Below are 20,596 nucleotides of genomic sequence, written 5' to 3' on the forward strand. Positions count from 1 at the left end.
TTCTCCGGTGCGCCACGTAGCGCATGCGCATGAAGCCAAAGCTGCTGACGACACTCCAGGATTACACGGCGAAGCTATTCGTGGCTGACGCATTCGCCGGTATTACGGTGGCGATGGTCGCTCTCCCGTTGAGCATCGCCATTGCGATCGCCTCCGGCGCAGAACCCGCAGCAGGGCTGGTTACGGCGATCATCGGCGGATTCCTAATTTCGGCGTTGGGAGGAAGCCGCGTCCAGATCGGCGGACCAACCGGAGCCTTCATTGTCGTTGTCTACGGAGTGATCGAACAATTCGGCTTCGACGGACTTTTGCTTGCGACGCTAATGGCTGGCGTCATCCTGGTGATCGCGGCGGTGGCCCGAGCGGGCAACCTCATCGCGCTAATCCCCGAAGCGGTCATTGAGGGATTCACGGTCGGCATTGCCCTGATCATTGCGGTCAGCCAGCTCAAGGATTTGTTCGGGCTGTCGATCGCGAAGCTGCCGGCCGATTTCGTCGATGCCGTGCCGCAGTTGTGGAATGCCCGGCATTCAGCAAGCTTTGCCGCGGCCGCCGTCGGCCTTGCGTCGATCGCCGCGATTGCGGTCCTGCGAAGGAGAGCCGGCTCGATCGTCGTAATAGCGCTGGCTTCTGCCGCGGTCGTGATGTTCGGCCTTTCGGTGGAGACGATTCAATCCCGCTTCGGCGGATTGCCAAACGGCCTCCCCTACCCGTCGTTGCCCCCGATCAGTCTTGCCCGAATGAACGAGCTGCTCCCGTCGGCGCTGGTCATTGCATTCCTGGCGGGGGTCGAATCACTTCTTTCAGCAATCGTTGCCGACAGGATGGTCGGCGGCGCCCATCGCTCCAATGCCGAGCTGCTGGCCCAGGGCGTGGCCAACATCGCCTCGCCGCTGTTCGGTGGCCTGCCCGCTACGGGCGCAATCGCACGCACCGCCGCAAATGTCCGGGCCGGCGGCCGTACGCCAGTCGCGGGCATAATCCACGCGCTTGCCATCCTGGTGTTCGTTGTCGCCGTTGCACCGCTGGCTGCTTATCTGGCCATGCCCGCGCTTGCCGCGCTGCTCATCGTTACAGCCTGGTCAATGAGCGAACCGCATCGCTGGAAAGAGCGCATCCGGGCCCGCTCTGCCGACCAGGTCCTGCTGTTCCTGACCATGACGCTGACCGTGGTCACCGACCTGACTGTCGCAATCGCCGTCGGAACCGCGGTCGGACTGGCTCAACGGCTCATCCGACGGGGTGTCGAACCGGCCGAGTGGAATCCTCCGGAGCGATAGGATGGCAGATTTGTGTGCCGCCTTGCTCTATGGAAATATCAATCGCGCTCGCCTTGTGGCGATTAAACAGTGGAGGCTTTTGTGCTTCAACCTGCGATAGAAATCCTGAATTCCCATCGCACGATGGCAATTTCCACGGTGAGACCCGACGGATGGCCGCAAACGACGATTGTCGGATACGCCAACGACGGTTGGACGGTCTACTTCCTGATTTACCGTTCAAGCCAGAAGTTTGCGAACCTTAGGCGCGATGACCGCACCTCTATCGCCGTCGGCGGAGATCCTAACCACCTCAGCGACATTAGGGCAGTATATGCCGGCGCGCATGCATCCGAGGTGACCGATAAAAGCGAGCGCGAGCTCGCGTGGACGTTGCTGATGCAGCGGCATCCCAACCTGGCCGATTTCGGCCCTCCCGACGAGACTGAAACAGCCTTGATGCGTGCGGAGTGCCGATATGTATCGGTGCTGGATTACAGCCAGGGCATTGGGCACACCCAATCGCTGACCGTGGGGAATGGCGAATGAGCCGTTGAGGCTTCAGGTTCGGCTTTATTCGCACCTGAATCAGCCTAACGCTTGCGCTTTAGGGGTGGGGTCGCCGACTAGCTGTTGCACCCTGTTTGCGCTTGCTAGCGGCCCGCCGGACCTTCGTTGGCGAGGCTCAGATAATGGTCTCTCGCCTTTCGCAGATAAGCCAGGGTCGACTCTCGTTCGCTTTCCGATCGATAATCATTGCGACTTGCGGCATCGGCCAGGACGCGGTCCATCCAGGCGGCGAAATAGGCGGCATCCCGGGGCGCGGCAGGCGGACCACTCGGCAACTCAAGATAGATCGGGCTGGTTGTGGCGTAGGGGTAGATGTCGAGGACCAGCGGATCGGCACCATCGTTCCAGGCGCGAAGTAGTAGCCACCCTCCGGCATCCACCGCCAGTTCGCCGGTCGCGTCAAGGCTGCGGCGATCGCCCTTGAGGGCAAAAGCCTTCACCACCTTGCCGTTGTGAACCAGCTCCAGATGGTCGACCGAAACGGGCGATCGAAGTGCGATCCGGTAGCCGATCTTCCCAGGCGCCGGGCGGGAGATCGTATCGCCCGGCCGCTTGCCGCCCAACTCCAGCCCGAGGAGGGGGCCGTTGCTGGCGAATGTCCTTCCCGCCTTGAGGGCGGCGCGCAACGCCGCCGGCGTCGTCTCACCTCCCGTTTCCAGGAAAACCCGGTTCATGCCGACCGGACCGCGAAGCGACGCGTAATTGGCCATGGCATCGGTGCCTGCACCGGCCGGAAGCCGAAAACCGAGGTTCAGGAGGCGATACCAGACATTGGCGGTGGCCTTGTGGTCGGAGAAGCCGACGATTTCGATATAGTCGACCTTGCCATTGGCGGCGTCGGCGGGAAGCATGTTGGTGAGCGACTTCTCCGTTGCCGGATCGATGTCCCAGTCGAACGGGTGCACATAGCCAACCAGCGCTCCCTGATCATGGGCCAGGTCGGCGATAGTGCCGTTGTGCGGAAATGGACTGGCCAGCGCGGTGTGCCGATAAGCGGAAAAGTCCGGCGTCAGCACATGATCGGACAGATGGAGCAGACCAAGGTGGCCCCAATAGCTGGTGTGAAATTCCTGGGCATGCATGATCAGCACGCCTGCCCCGCTGGCCGGGTCCGGATCGGGTCGGAAGTAGCCGATGTCCGGTACCCGCTCCTCCTTGTTGACGATGAGGTTGTAAATCACGTCGAGGTCTTCGGCCCTCGCCTGTCGAGCCAGGTTTTCCGGCGTGTTCCGGTAGTGGCCGCCATAGTTCATATGGACGTGCAGGTCGGCGCTCCGCCAATTTCCAAAAGAGGCCGGGAGGTCGTTAGAACTAAGCGTCACGGGTACGGTGCGATCCGTCCCCTCCGTAAGCTTCACCTTTTGCCGCCACGGATCGTATCGGAATCCACGCTGCACCCAGATCGCGGTGTCACCCGCCGGAACATCGATCGTGCAGCGCGACGGACAATGGAAGTAGTGGGTCTCCGCAGCCTGCCGCGCGCGGTCGAACCCATCGTCGGCATGCATCCACGTCGAAGCTGGCGCCGCCGCTCTCCCGTCGCTTCCAATTACGGCCACGCGCGCCGGAACAGAGCTGCCCCGTTCGTCGCGGATGTCGAGGGTCAGCCGCGAAGTCGAAACCTTGTATCGTCGCTTGCCGGCGACGATCGGCGTGGTCGCGCCGCCGACATAGTCCTGCACGAAAAGGCTTGTGTTGCCTCGTTCGTTGCTGATGTAGCCGATGCGGCGGCCATCCGGCGACCACCGCGCGCTCGCCCGGTCGAATTCACCGAATGTCAGCGGCAGCGGTGCCGCGCCGTCCGGCGTTGTCAGCCATAGTTGCCGCCATTGCCGGCCGTGATAGCTGGCAAACAGCAGTTGCTTGCCATCGGGGGACATTTCGGGACGAGCGTCCCAGCTGGTCTCTTCGCTCAGGACTTTGCGGCGGTCGGCCGGGTTGCCGACGGCCATCGACCAGATGTCGCCCGTGCCCCAGGCGGCTTCATTGTTGGACACATAGAGGATGCGCTTGCCGTCAGGCGTCCATGACGGATTTAGCGCATGGTCGAAGGCCGAATAATAGTATCGGGCGATCGCGCTCTTGCGCTCGCCCAGCAACGGTTGCGGATTGTGCAATCCATCCGCCCCTATGTCGGCGACGAACAGGTTGAAATGGCCGGTTCCTGCCGTGGAAACCCACGCAACCTGCTTGCCATCAGGTGATAGCCGCGGCTCGACATTGACGGCGTTTCCAACGGTCAGCACCTGCTCCCGGCCGGTCGCCAGGTCGAGCCGCCAAAGCTCAATCCCATTGCCATCGTAGCGGCTGAACAGGACGCTTCCGCCGTCCGGCGCAACATCCGGCTGATAATCATATGCGGCGCGCGGGTGGGTCAGTTCGATTGCCTCGTCTGACCCTATTTTCTGCAGCCACAGAGATCCGCCCATGCTGTAAATGAGTTCTGATCCGTCTGGCGTGAAGCTTAGGCCCGACGGACCGGTCGTCAGTTGCGGGATATATAGCTCGCGCCAGTAATAGCTGTGCGGCAAGTCGACTTGCTTGAGCACTGCTTCGCGGCCGGCGCCGGCCGGCGCGGCAAGTAGCAACAGCGACGTCAGCATCGCTACACGGGCGACAGAGGTCATGGCCGCTCCCGCACCGTACGAAACTCGATGCGCTTTTCGTTGATCGTGCTCTGGACGATCCGATGGACGTATATGCCCGGAGTATGGACGCAGTCGGGATCGATCGCGCCGGTTTCCACCAGTTCCTCCGCTTCGACGACCGTCACGGTAGCAGCCGTCGCCATCACCGGATTGAAATTGCGCGCGGTCTTGCGGAACTGCAGATTCCCTGTCGCATCCGCACGCCAGGCCTTGATGATCGCAAGATCCGCGCGGAGCCAGGTTTCGCGGACATAAGCCTTTCCCTCAAACTCCTCTTGCGGCTTGCCATCGGCAACGAGCGTGCCGACACCGCTTGGCGTGAAAAAGGCGGGGATGCCCGCTCCGCCGGCCCGGATTCGCTCGGCCAATGTCCCTTGAGGATTGAGTTCCAGCTCAAGCTCGCCGGACAGATATTGCTGTTCGAACAACTTGTTCTCGCCGATGTAGGAGGAGATCATCTTGCGGATCTGGCGGCTCTCCAGCAGGTGCCAGAGGCCAAATCCATCGGCGCCGGCATTGTTGGAAATGACCGTGAGATCCCTGACGCCCGATGCCTTGATCTCGGGAATGAGGCTTTCGGGATTTCCGACCAGGCCAAAGCCGCCGGACATGATTGTCATGCCATCGCGCAGCAGCCCGTCCAGCGCCGCGCGCGGTGAGTCGTAGATCTTGTTCACAGCGTCCCGAACAAGGTGTGACTCTGCTCGCGCATGAACTGGGGGACATACCAGCTCCCCAGCCCGCCCTTGCCGGACGTTCCCGATCCCTTCCAGCCGCAAAAGGTCTGGAAGCCTGGCCAGGCACCGGTCGTCGCACCGCTGGCGCGGTTGGCGTAAAGCACGCCGGCCTCGATCGTGTCGATGAAGTGATCGAGCTCCGCCTTGTCCCGCGTATAGATGCCGGCGGTCAGGCCGAAGGCGCTGCCATTGGCGTCGGCCAGCGCCTCATCAAGATGGTCATATTCAAGCACGCTCAGGAACGGCAGGAACAATTCGTCGCGATTGATGCGATGGTCCCTCGGCAGGCCGGTAACGACTGTCGGCGCGGCGTAGGGACCGCGATCGAACTGACCGCCTCCAAGCCTTGTCCCGCCGATCAGTATGCTGCCCGCCGACGCAGCCTCCGTGCATGCGATAGTGAAGCGTTCCATCGACTTTTCGTTGATCACCGGGCCCATGAATATTTCCGCGCGCCGCGGGTCACCCACCGCCAGCTTGTCCGTGACTTCGACCAGCGCATCGAGGAATGCGCCAGTCGTCCCGCGCTCCACATAGACTTTCGACAGTGCGCTGCATTTCTGTCCCGACAAACCGAATGCCGACCGGGCCACTCCGCTCGCCGCGACAGCCAGGTTGGCGCTGGGCGTGATGAAGGCGGGGTTCTTGCCACCCATTTCAGCAAGCACCGGGCGCATCGCCGGCGACGAAGCTGCCGCGCGCATGATGGTCATTCCGACGGCATTGGAGCCGGTGAAGGCAAAGCCGTCGATCCCTGGGTGGCCCACCATTGCCTCGCCCGTGTCGCGGCGGCCGTACACCAGATTCAGGACGCCGTCGGGAAGCCCGCCGGATATAAGCGCCTCGACGACCAGCCGCCCGGTCAGTCCCGCGGCATCGCTTGGCTTGAACAGGACGGTGTTGCCGGCGATTAGCGCAGCGGACATCATTCCGAGCGAGAGCGCGACCGGAAAATTGAACGGAGCGATGACTCCGAACACGCCATAGGGCCGTAGCTCCACCGCGCAGCGTTCGGCGGATGAAGCGCCCGGCCGATCCTCGTGGAACCCGCCGGCACGCTCCATCTCGTCGCAATAATGGCGAATAAGGTCGATGGCCTCTTCCACCTCGCCCACTGCTTCGAGGCGCGACTTGCCGACCTCGATCAGACAGGCGACGGAAATGTCCCATTTGTTACGGTCTATTAGGTCCGCACCGGCGCGGAGGATCGCCACTCGGCGCTGCCAGCCAAGCCGGCGCCAAGACGGATAGGCGGCGCGGGCTGCCGCTACCGCCTCGTCGACCAGGGCCGCCCCGGCGATTGGGAATTCACCGAGCAGAATGTCGCGGTCGATCGGGCTTCGCGCTTCGACCGACGGTCCCTCGCCGCGGTCGCGGCCGCCGATATGTGCCAGCCGCAGCTTGCCCAGCAACCGCGCTTCGACGTCCGGGATAATCGCATCAAGATGCGCATGAACGCCCGAAAAATCCTCGCCGGTGTTCGAATAGGTAACGCGCGGAAGCTCGTTCATTTTGCTGCGCCTTCCAGGCGGTTGTAGCGCTTCAGGATCGACCGCAGCTCGTCGTGCGGAAGGCCGAACATTGTGTATCCGTCTGCGCCCGTCGATGTGTGGGCCGCGCTAAGCGCATTGACGATGGCTTCCTCCGTCGCCTGCACCGTCGCTTCGAATACCGCATTCACCTCGGTATCGGCCAATGGCGTAATCGGCGAGGGCAACTTCTGATCGGGAGCGTTGACCGCTTCGGGCTTTGTCGAGAAAGCGAGGATGATGTCACCCGAGCTCGTTCCCGAATAGGAACCCAGCCGGGCGAGGCCGAGAGCTGCGCGCTTGGCGACACGCTGCAGTTGCAGAGGCATCAGTGGCGCATCAGTGCCGACGACGATGATGATCGAGCCTTGGTCCGGTAGCGCCTTGCCCCCCTTGCCGCATTTGGGGAGCTGATCCGGTCTTGATTGTTTAGGGTCGTAACAAGGTAGCCAGCTGTTCGTGAATTCCTGCCCGACCGGCACGCCGGCTATTCGCAATACCTTGCGGTCCCCGGTGTTGCATTGGACCAGTACGCCAACCGTATATGGCTTCCCGCCCGCTGAGATCGCCCGGGACGAAGTACCGATGCCCCCCTTGAAGCTGAAGCAATGCATTCCGGTCCCGCCGCCGACCACTCCTTCATCAACCGGCCCGCTCTTTGCGGCGTCCAGCGCGATTGCCGCTGTTTCGGGACGGACATGAAAACCGTCGATGTCGCTTTGCCACCCATCCCACGTCTCAGCGACGACTGGGTAAACCACCTCCCCGGTATGCCGGACGGCCCATTCCTGAATGCCAGCATAAACGTGACCGACCGCGTTGGTGCTCGTGATGCCAATCGGTCCGCTGATCACGCCGAAATCCTGCAAGTAGGCGAGGCCCGTCATCTCCCCATTGCCGTTGAGGTTGAAGTAACCCCCATAGACCGGTTTTAGATTGTTGCGGCCTCGCGGGAAGATGACCGTGACTCCAGACCGTATTGGACCCTTGCCGACGGTCAGCGGTCCTTCGCCCTTGATCAGCGTCACCTGCCCTACCTCGACACCGGCAATGTCGGTGATTGCGTTAAGCGGTCCGGGCTTTCCTTCAAACGGCACGCCAAGGTCCCGCGCCCTTGCGTCGACCTGCGCCGACGCAAGGAGCAGCAGCAGCGCGAGCGCCCTCAACTCGGCACCTTCACGCGGCCGGATTCAATCATCGGCAATTCGCGCGGCAGCAGTTCTTCGGGGGCTTCATCCAGCTCGCGCGCCCATTTATGGCCGGTGTAAACCGCCTGCTGGATCGTGCTCGGCGCCCAGCAGTCGCCGATGCGAGTGACTGTCGCGATACCCGCATCGCCCCAACGATTCTGCACCTGTTGCAGGTCGAGATAGAGGCCGTCGGACGGCAGGCGCGCCGTGACGGTCACCAGCGCTCCCGCGGCAACTTCTGTCTCCGCCCCGGTCAATCCGTTGGCCAGCAGCGCCTTGCCGCCGCCGAAGCTCCGCACACTGGTGTAGGGCAGCACCGTTATTCCCATCCGCGCGATCCGCTTGGCGATCGGCAGCGATTCAAGCGTGTTGACGGTCCAGGCGGACACCATCGCCGCCGGCGTCACGATGGTGACCTCATGCCCGGCATGGCGGCACAGCTCCGCCAGGACGCCCCCCATGTAATAATGATCGTCATCCCAGATGATCACCGGGCCGGCGTCAGGGTCGCGTCCCGACATGACATCGTCAGGTGTGTAGATGTTGTCAGCGTCAAAGCCCGGCACCGGGAATCCGCTATCGCGGCCGACGCCATCCTTTCGCCAGGTCGAGCCTGTCGCCACTGCGACGTGCCGCGCACCAAATTCGAGCACATGCTCGGCCTCGAGCTTGCTGTCGCGATAGACGGAGACATTCGCCATCCGCTCCAGCTGGGTGACCCGCCAGTCGCGCACCCGGACCCATTCGGCGAGGCCAGGGAGCCGGCTTTCCCGAATGACGCGTCCGCCGAGTTCGTTGCCAGCCTCCGCCAGATGAACCTCAAAGCCGCGCCGCGCGGCCGACAGCGCCGCTTCCAACCCTGCCGGTCCTGCGCCGACGACCAACACCGATCCGTCCGATTTCTTGGGCGCTATGATTTCGGGATGCCAGCCGCGGCGCCATTCCTCGCCCATGGTCGGGTTCTGCGTGCACCTGAGGTTGGTCTGCGTATAGTCGCTCGACACGCACATGTTGCAGCCGATGCATTCGCGAATTTCGTCGATCCGCCCTTCCTCGATCTTCTTGGGCAGGAACGGGTCGGCGATCGACGGCCGCGCCGCGCCGATGAAATCGAGAATGCCCCGCCGGATCTGCGACACCATCGTATCGGGCGAAGTGAAGCGGCCAACCCCGACCACCGGCTTGCTCGTCACCTGCTTCACCCAGCGGGTATATTCCTCCTGGAATCCCTCCTTCGCGAACCGTGATGTCTGGCTGTCATTGGGCCAGTTGGAAATGTTGATGTCCCAGAGATCCGGCAGCTCGGCGAGCATTTCGACCACGTCTCGCGCCTCCCCGTCGTGGGTCAGCCCGGCATCGCCCATCAATTCGTCCGCGCAAAACCGTACGGCCACGGCGCAGCGATCGCCAACGGCGTCCTTGGTGTCCTCGATCAGTTCGCGAAGCAACCGAGCCCGGTTTTCGAGGCTGCCGCCATATTCGTCGGTCCGGTCATTCTTCCGCCGCTCCAGAAATTGCTGGGCGATCGACAGGTCGTGGGTGGCGTAGACATAGACGATGTCGAACCCGGCTCGCTTGGCGCGGAGCGCGGCTTCCCGGTGCCAGCGCCTGAGGTCGCGAATGTCCTGCTTGTCGACGGCGCGCGCCTGCACCGGATAGCCGTAGATGATCGGCCGGTGCGACGGCCCGATCGGTGCAAGCCGGGTTCCCCAGTTCGCGACCGACGCACCGTGATGCATGATCTCGATCGCGGCCAGCGCGCCATGTTCGTGCACCGCGTCGGCCATCAGCGCCATTGCCGGAATATCGCGATCGTCCCACAGGCGGCCTTCGTGGAACGGCTCGCAATCGGCGGTCGGGTGTATCTCCGTCTCCTCCGTGGCAACGACCGCCCAGCCGCCTTCGGCCTTGATCCCGCGCAGCCGCGCAAGGGTTTCTGGCTGGGTCCAGCCGATGCCGGTGCAGTGCGGCACCTGGTAGAAGCGGTTGCGCGCAGTCACCGGTCCGATCCGCACCGGCTCGAAGAGAATATCGTATCGCGGGTCGCGGTTCATGACGGCAGCACCGCGTCAATCGTCTGCCCCAGCAAGTCAACGATCATGTCGAGTTCGCCGTCGCTGACATTGTAGGGCGGCGCCAGCAGGATGTGGTCGCCTGACCGGCCGTCGACCGTGCCGCCACTTGGATAGATCAGCAGACCGCGTGCGAATGCCTCGGCTTTCGCGCGCTGGTGAATGGCGAGCGCGGCATCGAACGGCGCCTTGGTCGCGCGATCGGCAACCAGTTCCAGCGCAATGAGCAGGCCCCGCCCACGAATGTCGCCGACATTGCTATGCTGGCCGAAGCTCTGGCCGAGCAAATCCATGAGCCGCTCTCCCGATTGCCTTACCCGCGGCAGCAGCCGCTCTTCGCGAATAACCCTTTGCACCGCGAGCGCGGCCGCGCAGCCTATGACATGAGCATTATAGGTTTGGCCGTGCTTGAGTGCGCCCGATCCAGTTGCGACCGCGTCATACACTTCGCTGCTGCAGACTGCCGCTGCTATCGGCTCGTAGCCGGCCCCTAACCCCTTCCCCAAGGTGACGATGTCGGGAACGACGCCATCCTGTTCGCAAGACAGGAAAGTGCCAGTGCGCCCCGAGCCGCACATGACCTCGTCAAGGATGAGGAGCATACCGTGGCGGTCGCAGATCTCGCGGATGCGCCTGAGATAGTCCGGCACGGGCGGAACCGCCCCGGCAGTCGCGCCAACCACCGTCTCGGCGACAAAGGCCATCACCCTGTCCGGGCCAATTTCCAGGATTTCCTGCTCAAGCCTGTTTGCCGCCCGCTCGCCATAGGCTTCCGCACTCTCGCCCGGCTCGGCAAACCGATATTCGAAGCAGGGATCGACCAGCGAAACGTCGATCAACAGCGGTTCGTAGGGCTTGCGCCGCCAGGCGCTGCCGCCGGCTGCCAGCGCGCCGAGCGTATTGCCATGATAGCTGAGGCGGCGTGCAATTACCTTGCTCCGTCCGCTGTCGCCGCGCTCAAGATAATATTGGCGCGCGAGCTTCAGCGCGGCTTCGATCGCTTCGGAACCGCTTCCGGTGAACCAGACGCGGTCGAGCGTTCCGGGACATTGGCCGGCTATGTCGGCCGCCAGCTCCTCCGCGGCTTCCGTGGTGAAGAATCCGGTATGAACATATTCCAGGCGGCGAGCCTGCTCAGCCATTGCCGCGACCACTGCGGGATGGCCATGGCCGAGGCATGAAACCGCGGCGCCCCCGCAAGCGTCGACATAGCGCCCACCGCGATCGTCGATCACGTAGATGCCTTCACCGCGGACGGCCAGCGGCGGCCGCGCCTCGGTTGATCGGTGAAAGACGTGCTCGGCCTCCATCGTATCGGAACATGGTCCCCGGCGTCGTTACGGGTCAAGCGGTCGCTTGTTTCCGCCTTTTCTGGAAGTGAATCAGTCCGCTGATCGGGATGGCGATGGCAATCATCGCAAGCATCGCCATGCCCCCGACCGGATCGGACCAGAGGTACGCCGCAAACAAGGTGCCATCGATCGCCAGCAGCAAGATCGGCAGGTAGGGATGCCCCCGCGCCCGATACGGCCTTTCCAGGTCCGGCTCGCGATGCCGAAGCACGAAATAAGCGATGTCGGTGACGACGAAGGTGAACAGCGTCATCGCCCCCATCAGCAGGAATACGGTTTCGAAACTTCCCGACATGGTCATGGCAATTGATGCAGCCACGGCAAGGATCGTCGACCAGTCTGGCGTTCCGCCCCGGTTTACATGCGCCGACCATTTGAAAAACAAGCCGTCGCGCCCCAGCCCGTAAATGATCCTCGGCGCGATCAGGATGTAGGCGTTGGCGCTGCTGAACACGACCAGCATGGCGATCGCTACCAGGATCAGCCTGCCGTCCGCTCCGATGACTCGGCCCACGACCTCGGCGGCCGGGAAATCCGAATGAGCCAATGTCGGGATATCGAGTGCCGCCACCAGCCCGAGGTTGAAGCCGATATAGACGAATGAGGCTGCGGCGATCGATCCGAATATGGCTTTGGGAATCTCCCGACCGCCGCTCTTGCTTTCGTCGCCGAAATAGCCGGGATAGGCCCAGCCGCTGTAGACGCCGTATATCAACAGATATGCCGTGATCGCACCGACGAGGTTCATCGCGCCAGGCGCCGGCGCTTTCATGGCTCCGGTGCCGGCGGCCATCAGCAAGGTCATAACGATCGCCGCAAGCATGATGGCCTTCAGCAGAGCCGTCGCCTGCTGGACGGCGCTGCCTTCACGAATGCCCAGCAGGTTGACGCCAAGGAGTAAGACCTGGACGCCAATCGCGAGTGCGACGCCATAGGGAATAAGGGCCGGGACGATCATCCCCGCGAAGGTGGCGAAGAGGATCGTTACGGCAGCGATGGCCGCGCAGGTTTGGGCGGCATCCGCCCAACCGACGACCAGGCCGCCAAAGTCGCCGAAAGCGCGACGGGCAGTAACGAACAGCCCACCATCCCTGGGTAGCGCCGTCATTACCTCCGCGACGACATTGGCGCCGAGGAATGAGTGAAGGCTGCAGGCGGCCCAAAGCGCGACAATCAGCCAGGGTTCGGGCGTCAAAGCGGCTACGCTACCTGAAGTCTTGAGCAGGCCGCCGCCGACAACACCGCCGAAACCGATCGCCAGCCCGAATGCCAGGCCCAGGACACGATGAAGCGCCGAGCCTTTCTCCGCCGGTTGCTGAGCTTGCGACCCCATGGCTGTCCCCCTCCCGCCGATCGCCGCGGCGTAGCACGGCCGGCAATCGAAAGCTTCAGGCCAAATCAGGCCATGCTAGCTCGACTTGCGGCACGCCCCGCCATCGGGCCAGCCGGTCCATCCGGCCCCCTTCACGAACCGGCCGGGTTTTGCGCCGGTTGGGGTGCCGTCTTTAAGAACCTGGACGCCGTTGACGAATACATCTCGGACACCAGTCGCGAACTGCATTGGATTGGCGAAAGTCGAATGATCGGCGATCGTCGCCGGATCGAACAGGACGACATCGGCAACCATCCCGGCTTTCAGCTGTCCCCGGTCGCGCAATCCAAGATTGCTCGCCGGTAGCGCCGAAAGGCGTCGTACGGCCTCGGCCAGCGGCGCGACTTTCTCGTCACGGACATATTTGCCGAGGAACCGCGCGAAATTGCCATAGGCGCGCGGATGCGTGCTCGATTTCAGGAACACGCCTTCAGGCGCCGCTGCCTCGGCATCCGATCCGAAGCTGACCCATGGAAGTGCGGCCTGCCGCCTGACATTATCCTCGTTCATCAGGAAGTAGATGGCGCTCGACCGGCCCTTGTCGGCCAGCACCAGGTCGATCACCGCCTGTTCCGGGGTCACGCCCCGCTCCTTTGCCACTTCGGCTACGGTCTTCCCCATCAGCGGCTTCAGGGACGGCTCGGTCATGCTGGCGAGAAGGACACCGTCCGGTCCCGCATGGAGATAGAGATTTTCCCAATTGGAACCGGGCCGGAGCATTTCCTTCTTGATGCGTTCTACCGTCGCCGGATCCTTGAGCCGTCCAAGCATGGCATCGACGCCGCCATCCTGGACCCAGGGCGGCATGGATGCAGCCAGCCCGGTACCGCCGGCCGTATAGGTGTACATGTCGGCGCTGATCTTGAGCCCGGCTGCCCGCGCCGCTTCGACTTTCGCGATCGCGGCGTCGATCTTGCCCCAATTGGCGCGGCCGACCTGTTTCAGGTGATAGATTTCGGCCGGCGCGCCCGAACGGCGCGAAATCTCGATCAGCTCGTCGATGCTTTCCAGAAGGCGATCGCCTTCGGATCGCATGTGGCTGATGTAATTTCCGCCGCATTGGGCGGCTTCAGTGGTCAGGGCGACCAGCTCGTCCGTCTCGGCGAAGCTCGCCGGCGGATAGATTAGGGACGTGCCGACGCCGAGCGCTCCTTCCTCCATCGCCTGCCGCACGAGCGCCCTCATGCGCTTCAGCTGCTCCGGATTGGGGTCGACGTCGCCGTCGCCCAGTTCATGCTGCCTGACGGTGGTGGCGCCGACGTAGGACGCCACGTTCATCGTCGTGCCCCGGCGTTCAAGGAGGCTCAGATATTCGCCCAGCGTGGTCCATTCGATCGGATATTTGAAATCGCCCTGCTGTTCGACGGCTTCCTTCTTCATCCGGTCGTTGAGCGGGCCCATCGACCAGCCCTCGCCCATCACCTCGAGGGTGACGCCCTGCCGAAGATCGCTTTGGCCAAGCCCATCGACGAGCAGGGATTCGGTGGCCCAGCTAAGCATGTTGATGAACCCCGGCGCGACGGCCAGGCCCTTGGCGTCGACCACCTGCTTGGCGGCCCCCGGCAAGGACTGCCCAACCGCGACGATCTTGCCGCCGCGGATCGCTACCTCGCCGCGAAACGGTACCGCGCCGCTGCCATCATAGATGGTGCCGTTGCGGATCAGCAGGTCATAGGACTCCTGCTCCGCCCCAAGCGCCGAGCTGCCCGGCAAGATCGCTGCCGCCAGTGCGGACAATGCAACTCCAGTACGCCATGCCATGGCAGTCCCTCCCGATTCTTCGACCCGGATTAGCGCGATGCAACCGGCGTGAAGTTCAAATCCTGATAGTCAAAGCTGAAATCGGCTGTCGGAGACACCGGCTTCATCGTGATCCGATCGACCTTGCCTTCGGGGTCGATCCCAAAGGTGACATAGGCCGGCTCGATCCCCTTGTCCTCGAAGCGAGCGATGAACGTGTCATATTGATAGTGCACCAGCGGGCCGCTCATCCGCGGCGTTTCGTCAAAGTTGATGCCGAGGCCGGACTTGCCCTGCGACACGGTGATCTTGCCGTACCATGGATCCTTGAATTGGCCGGCGTAGCGGTCGAGCGACAGCGACGGGCCAACTTTGGCGGGGGCGGCCGCCTTGGTTTCCACTGCTGCCTTGGCGTTGGTCAGCATCGTGGTGATCAGGCCTTTATACTTGGCCGGCCAGTCCGCGAATGGACGCCCGAGATAATGGTCGATGAGCTCGTTCGTCAGGCCGCGCCGAACGGCGCTTTCTTCCGCGTTCAGCGTGATTGCGAAGCCAACATTCTTCTCGGGAATCAGCACGACCATCGTAATGAACCCAAACACGCCGCCGGAGTGCGAAATGATCTTGGCCCCGCCATATTCGGAAACTTCCCAGCCAAGGGCATAGGCCCTGAACATCGGCTTGGTCGCTTCAAATCCAGGCGGAACCGGACCGATCGGTTCGATCGTTTCCGGATTCCACATCGCTGCGGACGAGGCTTCGCTGAACAGCTGGCCGCCATTCTCGGTCTTGCCGTGCGACAGCTGGATCTTCAGCCACTTGGCAAGGTCGTTGGCGCTCATCGCCAGCAGCCCCGCCGGGGTCGAAGCGGCACCGAGCTGGTCGGTTTCGTCGAGCAGCTGCAGGTCGCCAAGTCCACGAACGGGTCCGTTGATCCGTCCGTGCGGATAGGCGCGATTGACGGTTCCCAGGCGGCCCGGCTCATCGCTGGTAGCGGTCAGCAAACCGGCGGGCTTGTACACATGGTCGCGGACATAGCTTTCGTAACTCTGTCCGCTGACCGCTTCGATCAACGCGCCGGCAACCGTGTAGAGGATATTGTCATAGGCATAGCCGCTGCGGAAGCTCGTGGCCGGCTTGATGTGCTTGAGCCCTTCGAGCATCTGGGCGCGGGTCCGCTTGCTGCGCGGAACGAACATCAGGTCGCCAGCGCCAAGGCCAAGGCCGCTGCGGTGAGTCAGCAGGTCGCGCACCGTCATTTCGCGCGTGACCCAGCTATCATACATCTGGAAACCGGGCAGCCGGTCGACCACCCTGTCGTCCCAGCCCAGCTTGCCCGCATCCACGAGGGTCGCCAGCGCCGCAACCGTGACCGCCTTGCCGGTCGAGCCGGTCATGAAAATCGTGTCGGCGTCGACAGGGTCGGTGGTGCCGATCTTGCGGACGCCGTAGCCGCGAGCCAGGACCGTCTGGCCATTTTCGACAATGGCGATGGCCATGCCCGGAGTCTCCGACGCACGACGAAGCTGTTCGACCCGCTGGTCGAAATTGGCCGGCGGAGCGGCGAACGACGGGCAGCTTGCTGCCAGCGCGATCAGGGCAACGGAAAGGCGGGATTTCATTTAGCCTCCAGGGGTGTCGATTGTTGACGCCAGAGCCGCCAGACGCCGAAGGTCAGGAGCGGCAGGACAAAAACGGCGAGCAGGATATAGGCCAGCGCGCGATAGCCGTTCGCGATCAGCGCAACGAGCCCGAAGCGCTCGGCAAGGAACATGCAGAACAGAAGCATCGCGAGCGAAATCAGCAGCCGCATGCGATGGCTGAGCTCCACCCCGCGTCTGGTCTTCACGGTCTTGGCGATACGCTCGTTGATAGCGTGGACCGAGCTCGCCCCGCTCTCCAGCAGCGCCGAAAAGATCATCAGCTGGAACAGCATGTGGAACAGCGGCAAATCGAGCCTCTGAAGCATGAAGTCCGACGGCAGCGTCGCCGAAGCGATGTCGGGCAGAAAGGCGACCATGCAGGCAAAGAAGAGCGCACCAGGCAGCATCGCCAACGGTCCTGCAAGCAGCCCGGCCACGACTGCGTCGCGATTGCTGGTGAGGTGCCTCATCACCGGCAGGATCACGACCGCCCCGATCAGATTATAACCGGCGTAGACCGTTCCTCCGGCGGCCCAGCTGCCGACCGCAGCTTCGTTCGAAAATGCCGCCCTGATGTCATTACCGAAACGGCTGAAAGCCAGGATCACGAACAGGGCGTAGACGGCGTAGAGCAGGTAGGAGACATAGGCGAACATCCGCTCGACCGAGGCGTTGCCGAACGTCACGATCGCGATAATCGACAGCCCCAGCGCCAGCGTGCCCCAAACATGGTTCACGCCGAACAGGGCGGTGCCGATCGATCCTGCGGCCGCGCCATAGACGGCAAGAATCAGGACAATGAACAGGATGTAGGCGCCCTCGAACAGCACCCACCCCGGGCCGAGAAGCTGCTTGAAGAAGGTCACATAATCGCGGGCGCCGAATTGGCGTGCGAAGAGAAATGTCACGATGCAGCACAGGCTGAACAATGTCATCGACAGCGCCATGGCTGCCAGACCGCCCCAGGCCCCGCTCGGCAGGAAAAATTCCGCCAGTTCCCGGCCGGTGGCATAGCCGCCGCCGATGACGACTGCCTTGAAGGCGAATCCGGGCAGCAAATAGCGTTGAAACCAGGAAGACTTGATCGGCACGGTTGGGCTCATGGCCTTAGCCTTGGCAGCGATCGAGCAGGCGCTCGAAGGCGGGACCGCCTCTTACAGGGTCGGCCACCGGAAGGCCAAGCCGGTCGGACTCGGCCGCGATCAGCCGTTGAGCGGCTTCAACGTTCATGCCGGATGTATTCAGGCTAACGCCAACGCATCGGATATCCGGGTTGGTCAGCTTGCCGAGCACTACGGTCTGCAAAATGAGTTCTTCGATCGAGGGAAGCTGGAAACCGGAATAGCCGAGAACATGGGTCCGGCCGGGCTCGTGGCAAGCCACGAACATATCGGGCTGGCTTCCGTGCAACAGACCGAGCGACACAGCCGCATAGGCCGGGTGGAACAGCGAACCCTGGCCCTCGATCACGTCGATATGATCGGGCGGCGCATCGGGCGTCAGCATTTCGGCGGCGCCGGCGATGAAGTCGGACACGACGGCATCGATCGGGATTCCTGAACCGGCAATCATGATACCGGTCTGGCCGGTTGCGCGGAACGTCACGTCCGCACCGCGCCCTTCCAGTCCCCGAGCGATCGACAGCGCCGCATATTTCTTGCCCAGCGCGCAATCGGTGCCAACTGTAAGCAACCGCTTGCCGCAGCGCTTCCGGCCCGTCGCGATCGGAATCCTGGCCGGCGGCACTCGCACATCGATGAGGCGGCGGCCGAGCATTTCGGCTGTGGCAGCGAGCTGGGGAATGTCGTTGAGCCTGGCATGCATGCCCGACACGATATCCAGCCCGGCCTTCAGGGCGTCGAGCAGAGCCGAAATCCAATGGTGCGGGATTGCCCCGCCCGGCGTCGCGACACCAATCAGCAATGCCCGGGCGCCCTTTGCATATGCTTCGCGGCAGCTCAGCCGGGGAATGCCGGTGCTTACCGTCGCGCCTGGCAAGGCAAGCTCGCCGATGCATCGGTCCGGAGCCCAATCGCACAGGCCAAATGCGGTCTTGGCATAGCCTGGCTCGACCGTATCCCCGAGGAACAGGAGGTAGGGTTGCGGAAGCCCTACATCCTGTCCCTGCGGATCTAGCGCTCGGCTCGGTTCGGCCACCTAGAAACTGACCTCGGCGGCAAGTCCAATCGTCCGCGGCTGCAACGGAACCTCGTTGATGTTGATCGGACCGAAGAAGCCCGGGATGATGTTTCTGGCGATCGGCCCTCCTGAGTTCGTCAGATTACGGGCGTAGGCGCGCACCGTGTACCGATCGCCGAAGGTGACCGACCCGTTGAGATCGATTGCCGTGTAGGACCCGAGGTGAAGGGAGGTGGGGTCGCTTTCAACACTGGACCCTCGACTGCCGGTGTAGCGAAGACCACCGCCGACCGTGGCCTTGACCGATGAACTGACCGGGAAATTGTAATCGGCGGTAAGAGCACCGCTGAATTTCGGCACGAACGGCAGCCGATCTCCGTCCTGGCCGTCGATTCCCGGAGCATCCGCAGTCAACTCAGCATTCGTGTAGGCGCCGTTTGCCCCTAACGAGAGGCCAGGCACGGGCCGCCAAAGCACGGCTGCCTCAAATCCCTGGCTGCGTGCCGTATCCCCGTTACCAAGAGCCGACCCGCCCGGGAACGCCTGCGTGACCTGGATGTCCTCCCAATCGATTCGGAACAAGGCCAGATCAAGAGTGACCGTGCGATCGGCCAGTCGCGTCTTAAGTCCGAGTTCGTAATTCGTGACCGTATCCGGGTCGAACGTCGGCGGAATGCCGGCTGCAATGACGTTGGGTCCACCCGGCCGGTAACCGGTGGCGACCCGCGCGTAGATCATCGTGTCGTCATTGACATGATATTGGGGGCTGATGCTGTAGGTGACGATACTCTCATCCGACTTGTTGGGAGTATCAGTCGTCGGAAGAATCGCGCCCGCCGATTGTTGACGGAAAGTCTGCTTGTTGTGGGCCCAGCGGAGACCGCCGCTCAACAAAAATTTGTCCGTCACTCGGAACGTCGCGTTTCCGAATAATGCATACTCCTTGTACGTGGACGGTAGGCCCGCAGTTACAAACGGATCAAAACCTGCGTTGACGTTGCCATCGAAGTCCAGGCTGTTGACAACCTGGTCATTGCCAGCATCTTCGTCCGTGTAGAAGAAGCCGGCCATCCACTCGAAACGCCCCCCTGACCGTGACGTCAGGCGGACTTCTTCGGTGAGCTTCTCCATGCTGATCGTGTTCGTGAACGGAGCCAGGCCCGCGTCGACCGCGCCACCGCTGAAAAGCGGGAACAGCACACCGTAGATACGGCTCGCGTCCTGCACCTCTACGCGCTTCGCATCGGTCCATGACGTCGCCGAGGACAGTGTTGCGAAGCCGAAGTCATACTCGATCGTGCCCGCGTAATTCGTGAAGTCCGACTTCAAGGTCTCCGGGATGTAGTTCCAGTTGGAGCGGCCGTTCCCAAGTGGCGTCCCCGTCAGATCCTGGGCGATCACGGTGGCGTTATCTGAATCGATCTCCTGATGCATCGCCGATAGGCGAATGCTCAGATTGTCGGTCGGCCGCCACAGCAGGCTCCCCCGGAAACCCGTTTGATCAAACGAGTTCTGGTCGTGCTCTCCAGTCTGAACATTGTCGATCCAACCGGGTGTGTCGCGATGTGCGAAGCTGGCAGTGACTGCGAGGCGATCAGTGACCAATGGGACGTTGACCAAACCCTGCACCGCCCATCCAATGTCTCCCGCGTGAGCCAGGGTGAATCCTTCGACGCCGGCGCGGGCGCTGAAGTCATTGAGATCCGGAACGACAGTTACATATTTGAGCAGTCCGCCGACGGTGCTCGCACCATAGAGCGTGCCTTGCGGGCCGCGCAGGACTTCAATTCGAGCAATATCATACGGAAGGAGATCCACGATAAACGCGGCGCTTTCCGTGTAGACGGTGCTGGAACCAACCGGTGCATCGTCAACATATGTTCCAACCGCCGCACCTGCGCCCAGCGGGAAAATGCCGCGCAGCGATACCTGCGTCTGGCCCGGAGCTCCGAGATTGTTGACGTGCAAGCCGGGAACATAGCCGGCGATTTCCGTGAGCTGGGTCGCTCCCTTCTCGGCCAGGTCCTCGCCGGAAACTACGCTGATCGAAATCGGCACGTCCTGGAGGCGCTCCTCGCGCTTCTGCGCGGTCACGACGATGACCTCGCCCTCCACCGGGGCAGGCGCACTGGCTTCGGTGGCCGGCGCTTCGGCAGCGACTTCTTGTGCCAAGGCAGGTGTGCTTGCGAGCAACGCGGCAATGCCGGACGAGAGCAGCAAAGCGGTACGGCGGTAGATCATAATTTCCTCCCCAAATTCGGTGCAGTCGGCCGGTCTCTTGCCGGCCTTGCGACCAAGGAGTCGGCATAGGACGACGCCGTCTCCATTTAATCCCAATAAAGACA

General features: G+C 62.7%; 14 protein-coding genes. 2 read left to right on the plus strand and 12 right to left on the minus strand.

From position 1 onward, the window contains the following. Positions 1 to 29 precede the first annotated feature (29 nt). Positions 30 to 1,280: a SulP family inorganic anion transporter gene (locus tag LZ518_RS07585; protein ID WP_249915398.1), complete on the plus strand. Its 1,251-nt coding sequence runs from the start codon at positions 30 to 32 to the stop codon at positions 1,278 to 1,280. 69 nt (positions 1,281 to 1,349) lie between these two features. Next, positions 1,350 to 1,808, plus strand: coding sequence for a pyridoxamine 5'-phosphate oxidase family protein (locus LZ518_RS07590; protein WP_249915399.1), 459 nt, complete (start codon positions 1,350 to 1,352; stop codon positions 1,806 to 1,808). Positions 1,809 to 1,912: 104 nt separating this feature from the next. On the opposite strand, the gene LZ518_RS07595 is transcribed toward LZ518_RS07590, so the two are convergent. From LZ518_RS07595 to LZ518_RS07650, 12 genes are all read right to left on the minus strand, one after another. After that, positions 1,913 to 4,456 carry a CehA/McbA family metallohydrolase gene (locus LZ518_RS07595; protein ID WP_249915400.1) on the minus strand — a complete coding sequence of 848 codons (2,544 nt, stop codon included), beginning with the start codon at positions 4,454 to 4,456 and terminating at the stop codon, positions 1,913 to 1,915. Next, on the minus strand, positions 4,453 to 5,154 hold the full coding sequence (locus tag LZ518_RS07600) for a CoA transferase subunit A (RefSeq protein ID WP_249915401.1): 702 nt from the start codon (positions 5,152 to 5,154) through the stop codon (positions 4,453 to 4,455). The genes LZ518_RS07595 and LZ518_RS07600 overlap by 4 nt, the downstream gene beginning before the upstream one ends. Next, entirely contained in the window at positions 5,151 to 6,725 is a 1,575-nt protein-coding gene (locus LZ518_RS07605; protein WP_249915402.1) for an aldehyde dehydrogenase family protein, read from the minus strand. The genes LZ518_RS07600 and LZ518_RS07605 overlap by 4 nt, the downstream gene beginning before the upstream one ends. After that, on the minus strand, positions 6,722 to 7,909 hold the full coding sequence (locus LZ518_RS07610) for a DmpA family aminopeptidase (RefSeq protein ID WP_249915403.1): 1,188 nt from the start codon (positions 7,907 to 7,909) through the stop codon (positions 6,722 to 6,724). The genes LZ518_RS07605 and LZ518_RS07610 overlap by 4 nt, the downstream gene beginning before the upstream one ends. Next, positions 7,906 to 9,987 carry an oxidoreductase gene (locus tag LZ518_RS07615; RefSeq protein ID WP_249915404.1) on the minus strand — a complete coding sequence of 694 codons (2,082 nt, stop codon included), beginning with the start codon at positions 9,985 to 9,987 and terminating at the stop codon, positions 7,906 to 7,908. Before LZ518_RS07615 ends, LZ518_RS07610 begins: the two co-directional genes overlap by 4 nt. After that, positions 9,984 to 11,315, minus strand: coding sequence for an aspartate aminotransferase family protein (locus LZ518_RS07620; protein ID WP_249915405.1), 1,332 nt, complete (start codon positions 11,313 to 11,315; stop codon positions 9,984 to 9,986). Before LZ518_RS07620 ends, LZ518_RS07615 begins: the two co-directional genes overlap by 4 nt. A gap of 34 nt (positions 11,316 to 11,349) precedes the next feature. After that, positions 11,350 to 12,690, minus strand: a complete 1,341-nt coding sequence (locus tag LZ518_RS07625; RefSeq protein WP_249915406.1) for an APC family permease — start codon at positions 12,688 to 12,690, stop codon at positions 11,350 to 11,352. 75 nt (positions 12,691 to 12,765) lie between these two features. After that, entirely contained in the window at positions 12,766 to 14,490 is a 1,725-nt protein-coding gene (locus tag LZ518_RS07630) for an N-acyl-D-amino-acid deacylase family protein (protein ID WP_249915407.1), read from the minus strand. 29 nt (positions 14,491 to 14,519) lie between these two features. Beyond that, positions 14,520 to 16,091, minus strand: a complete 1,572-nt coding sequence (locus LZ518_RS07635; protein WP_249915408.1) for a serine hydrolase — start codon at positions 16,089 to 16,091, stop codon at positions 14,520 to 14,522. Next, the gene (locus tag LZ518_RS07640) at positions 16,088 to 17,215 is read right to left on the minus strand and encodes a YkvI family membrane protein (protein ID WP_249915409.1); all 1,128 of its coding nucleotides are present in this window, start codon (positions 17,213 to 17,215) and stop codon (positions 16,088 to 16,090) included. Before LZ518_RS07640 ends, LZ518_RS07635 begins: the two co-directional genes overlap by 4 nt. Before the next feature lie 4 nt (positions 17,216 to 17,219). Next, positions 17,220 to 18,269 carry an N-acetyltransferase DgcN family protein gene (locus LZ518_RS07645; protein WP_249915410.1) on the minus strand — a complete coding sequence of 350 codons (1,050 nt, stop codon included), beginning with the start codon at positions 18,267 to 18,269 and terminating at the stop codon, positions 17,220 to 17,222. After that, positions 18,270 to 20,492, minus strand: a complete 2,223-nt coding sequence (locus tag LZ518_RS07650; RefSeq protein ID WP_249915411.1) for a TonB-dependent receptor — start codon at positions 20,490 to 20,492, stop codon at positions 18,270 to 18,272. Positions 20,493 to 20,596 lie beyond the last annotated feature (104 nt).

The organism is Sphingomonas brevis (genome assembly GCF_023516505.1).
Taxonomy (GTDB): Bacteria; Pseudomonadota; Alphaproteobacteria; order Sphingomonadales; family Sphingomonadaceae; genus Sphingomicrobium; species Sphingomicrobium breve.

Bases quoted from the DNA above. Each gene is read 5' to 3' on its own strand.
- LZ518_RS07595 (WP_249915400.1), bottom strand. From the start codon at position 4,456: ATGACCTCTGTCGCCCGTGTAGCGATGCTGACGTCGCTGTTGCTACTT.
- LZ518_RS07640 (WP_249915409.1), bottom strand. From the start codon at position 17,215: ATGAGCCCAACCGTGCCGATCAAGTCTTCCTGGTTTCAACGCTATTTG.
- LZ518_RS07620 (WP_249915405.1), bottom strand. From the start codon at position 11,315: ATGGAGGCCGAGCACGTCTTTCACCGATCAACCGAGGCGCGGCCGCCG.
- LZ518_RS07650 (WP_249915411.1), bottom strand. From the start codon at position 20,492: ATGATCTACCGCCGTACCGCTTTGCTGCTCTCGTCCGGCATTGCCGCG.
- LZ518_RS07635 (WP_249915408.1), bottom strand. From the start codon at position 16,091: ATGAAATCCCGCCTTTCCGTTGCCCTGATCGCGCTGGCAGCAAGCTGC.
- LZ518_RS07625 (WP_249915406.1), bottom strand. From the start codon at position 12,690: ATGGGGTCGCAAGCTCAGCAACCGGCGGAGAAAGGCTCGGCGCTTCAT.
- LZ518_RS07605 (WP_249915402.1), bottom strand. From the start codon at position 6,725: ATGAACGAGCTTCCGCGCGTTACCTATTCGAACACCGGCGAGGATTTT.
- LZ518_RS07615 (WP_249915404.1), bottom strand. From the start codon at position 9,987: ATGAACCGCGACCCGCGATACGATATTCTCTTCGAGCCGGTGCGGATC.
- LZ518_RS07585 (WP_249915398.1), top strand. From the start codon at position 30: ATGAAGCCAAAGCTGCTGACGACACTCCAGGATTACACGGCGAAGCTA.
- LZ518_RS07630 (WP_249915407.1), bottom strand. From the start codon at position 14,490: ATGGCATGGCGTACTGGAGTTGCATTGTCCGCACTGGCGGCAGCGATC.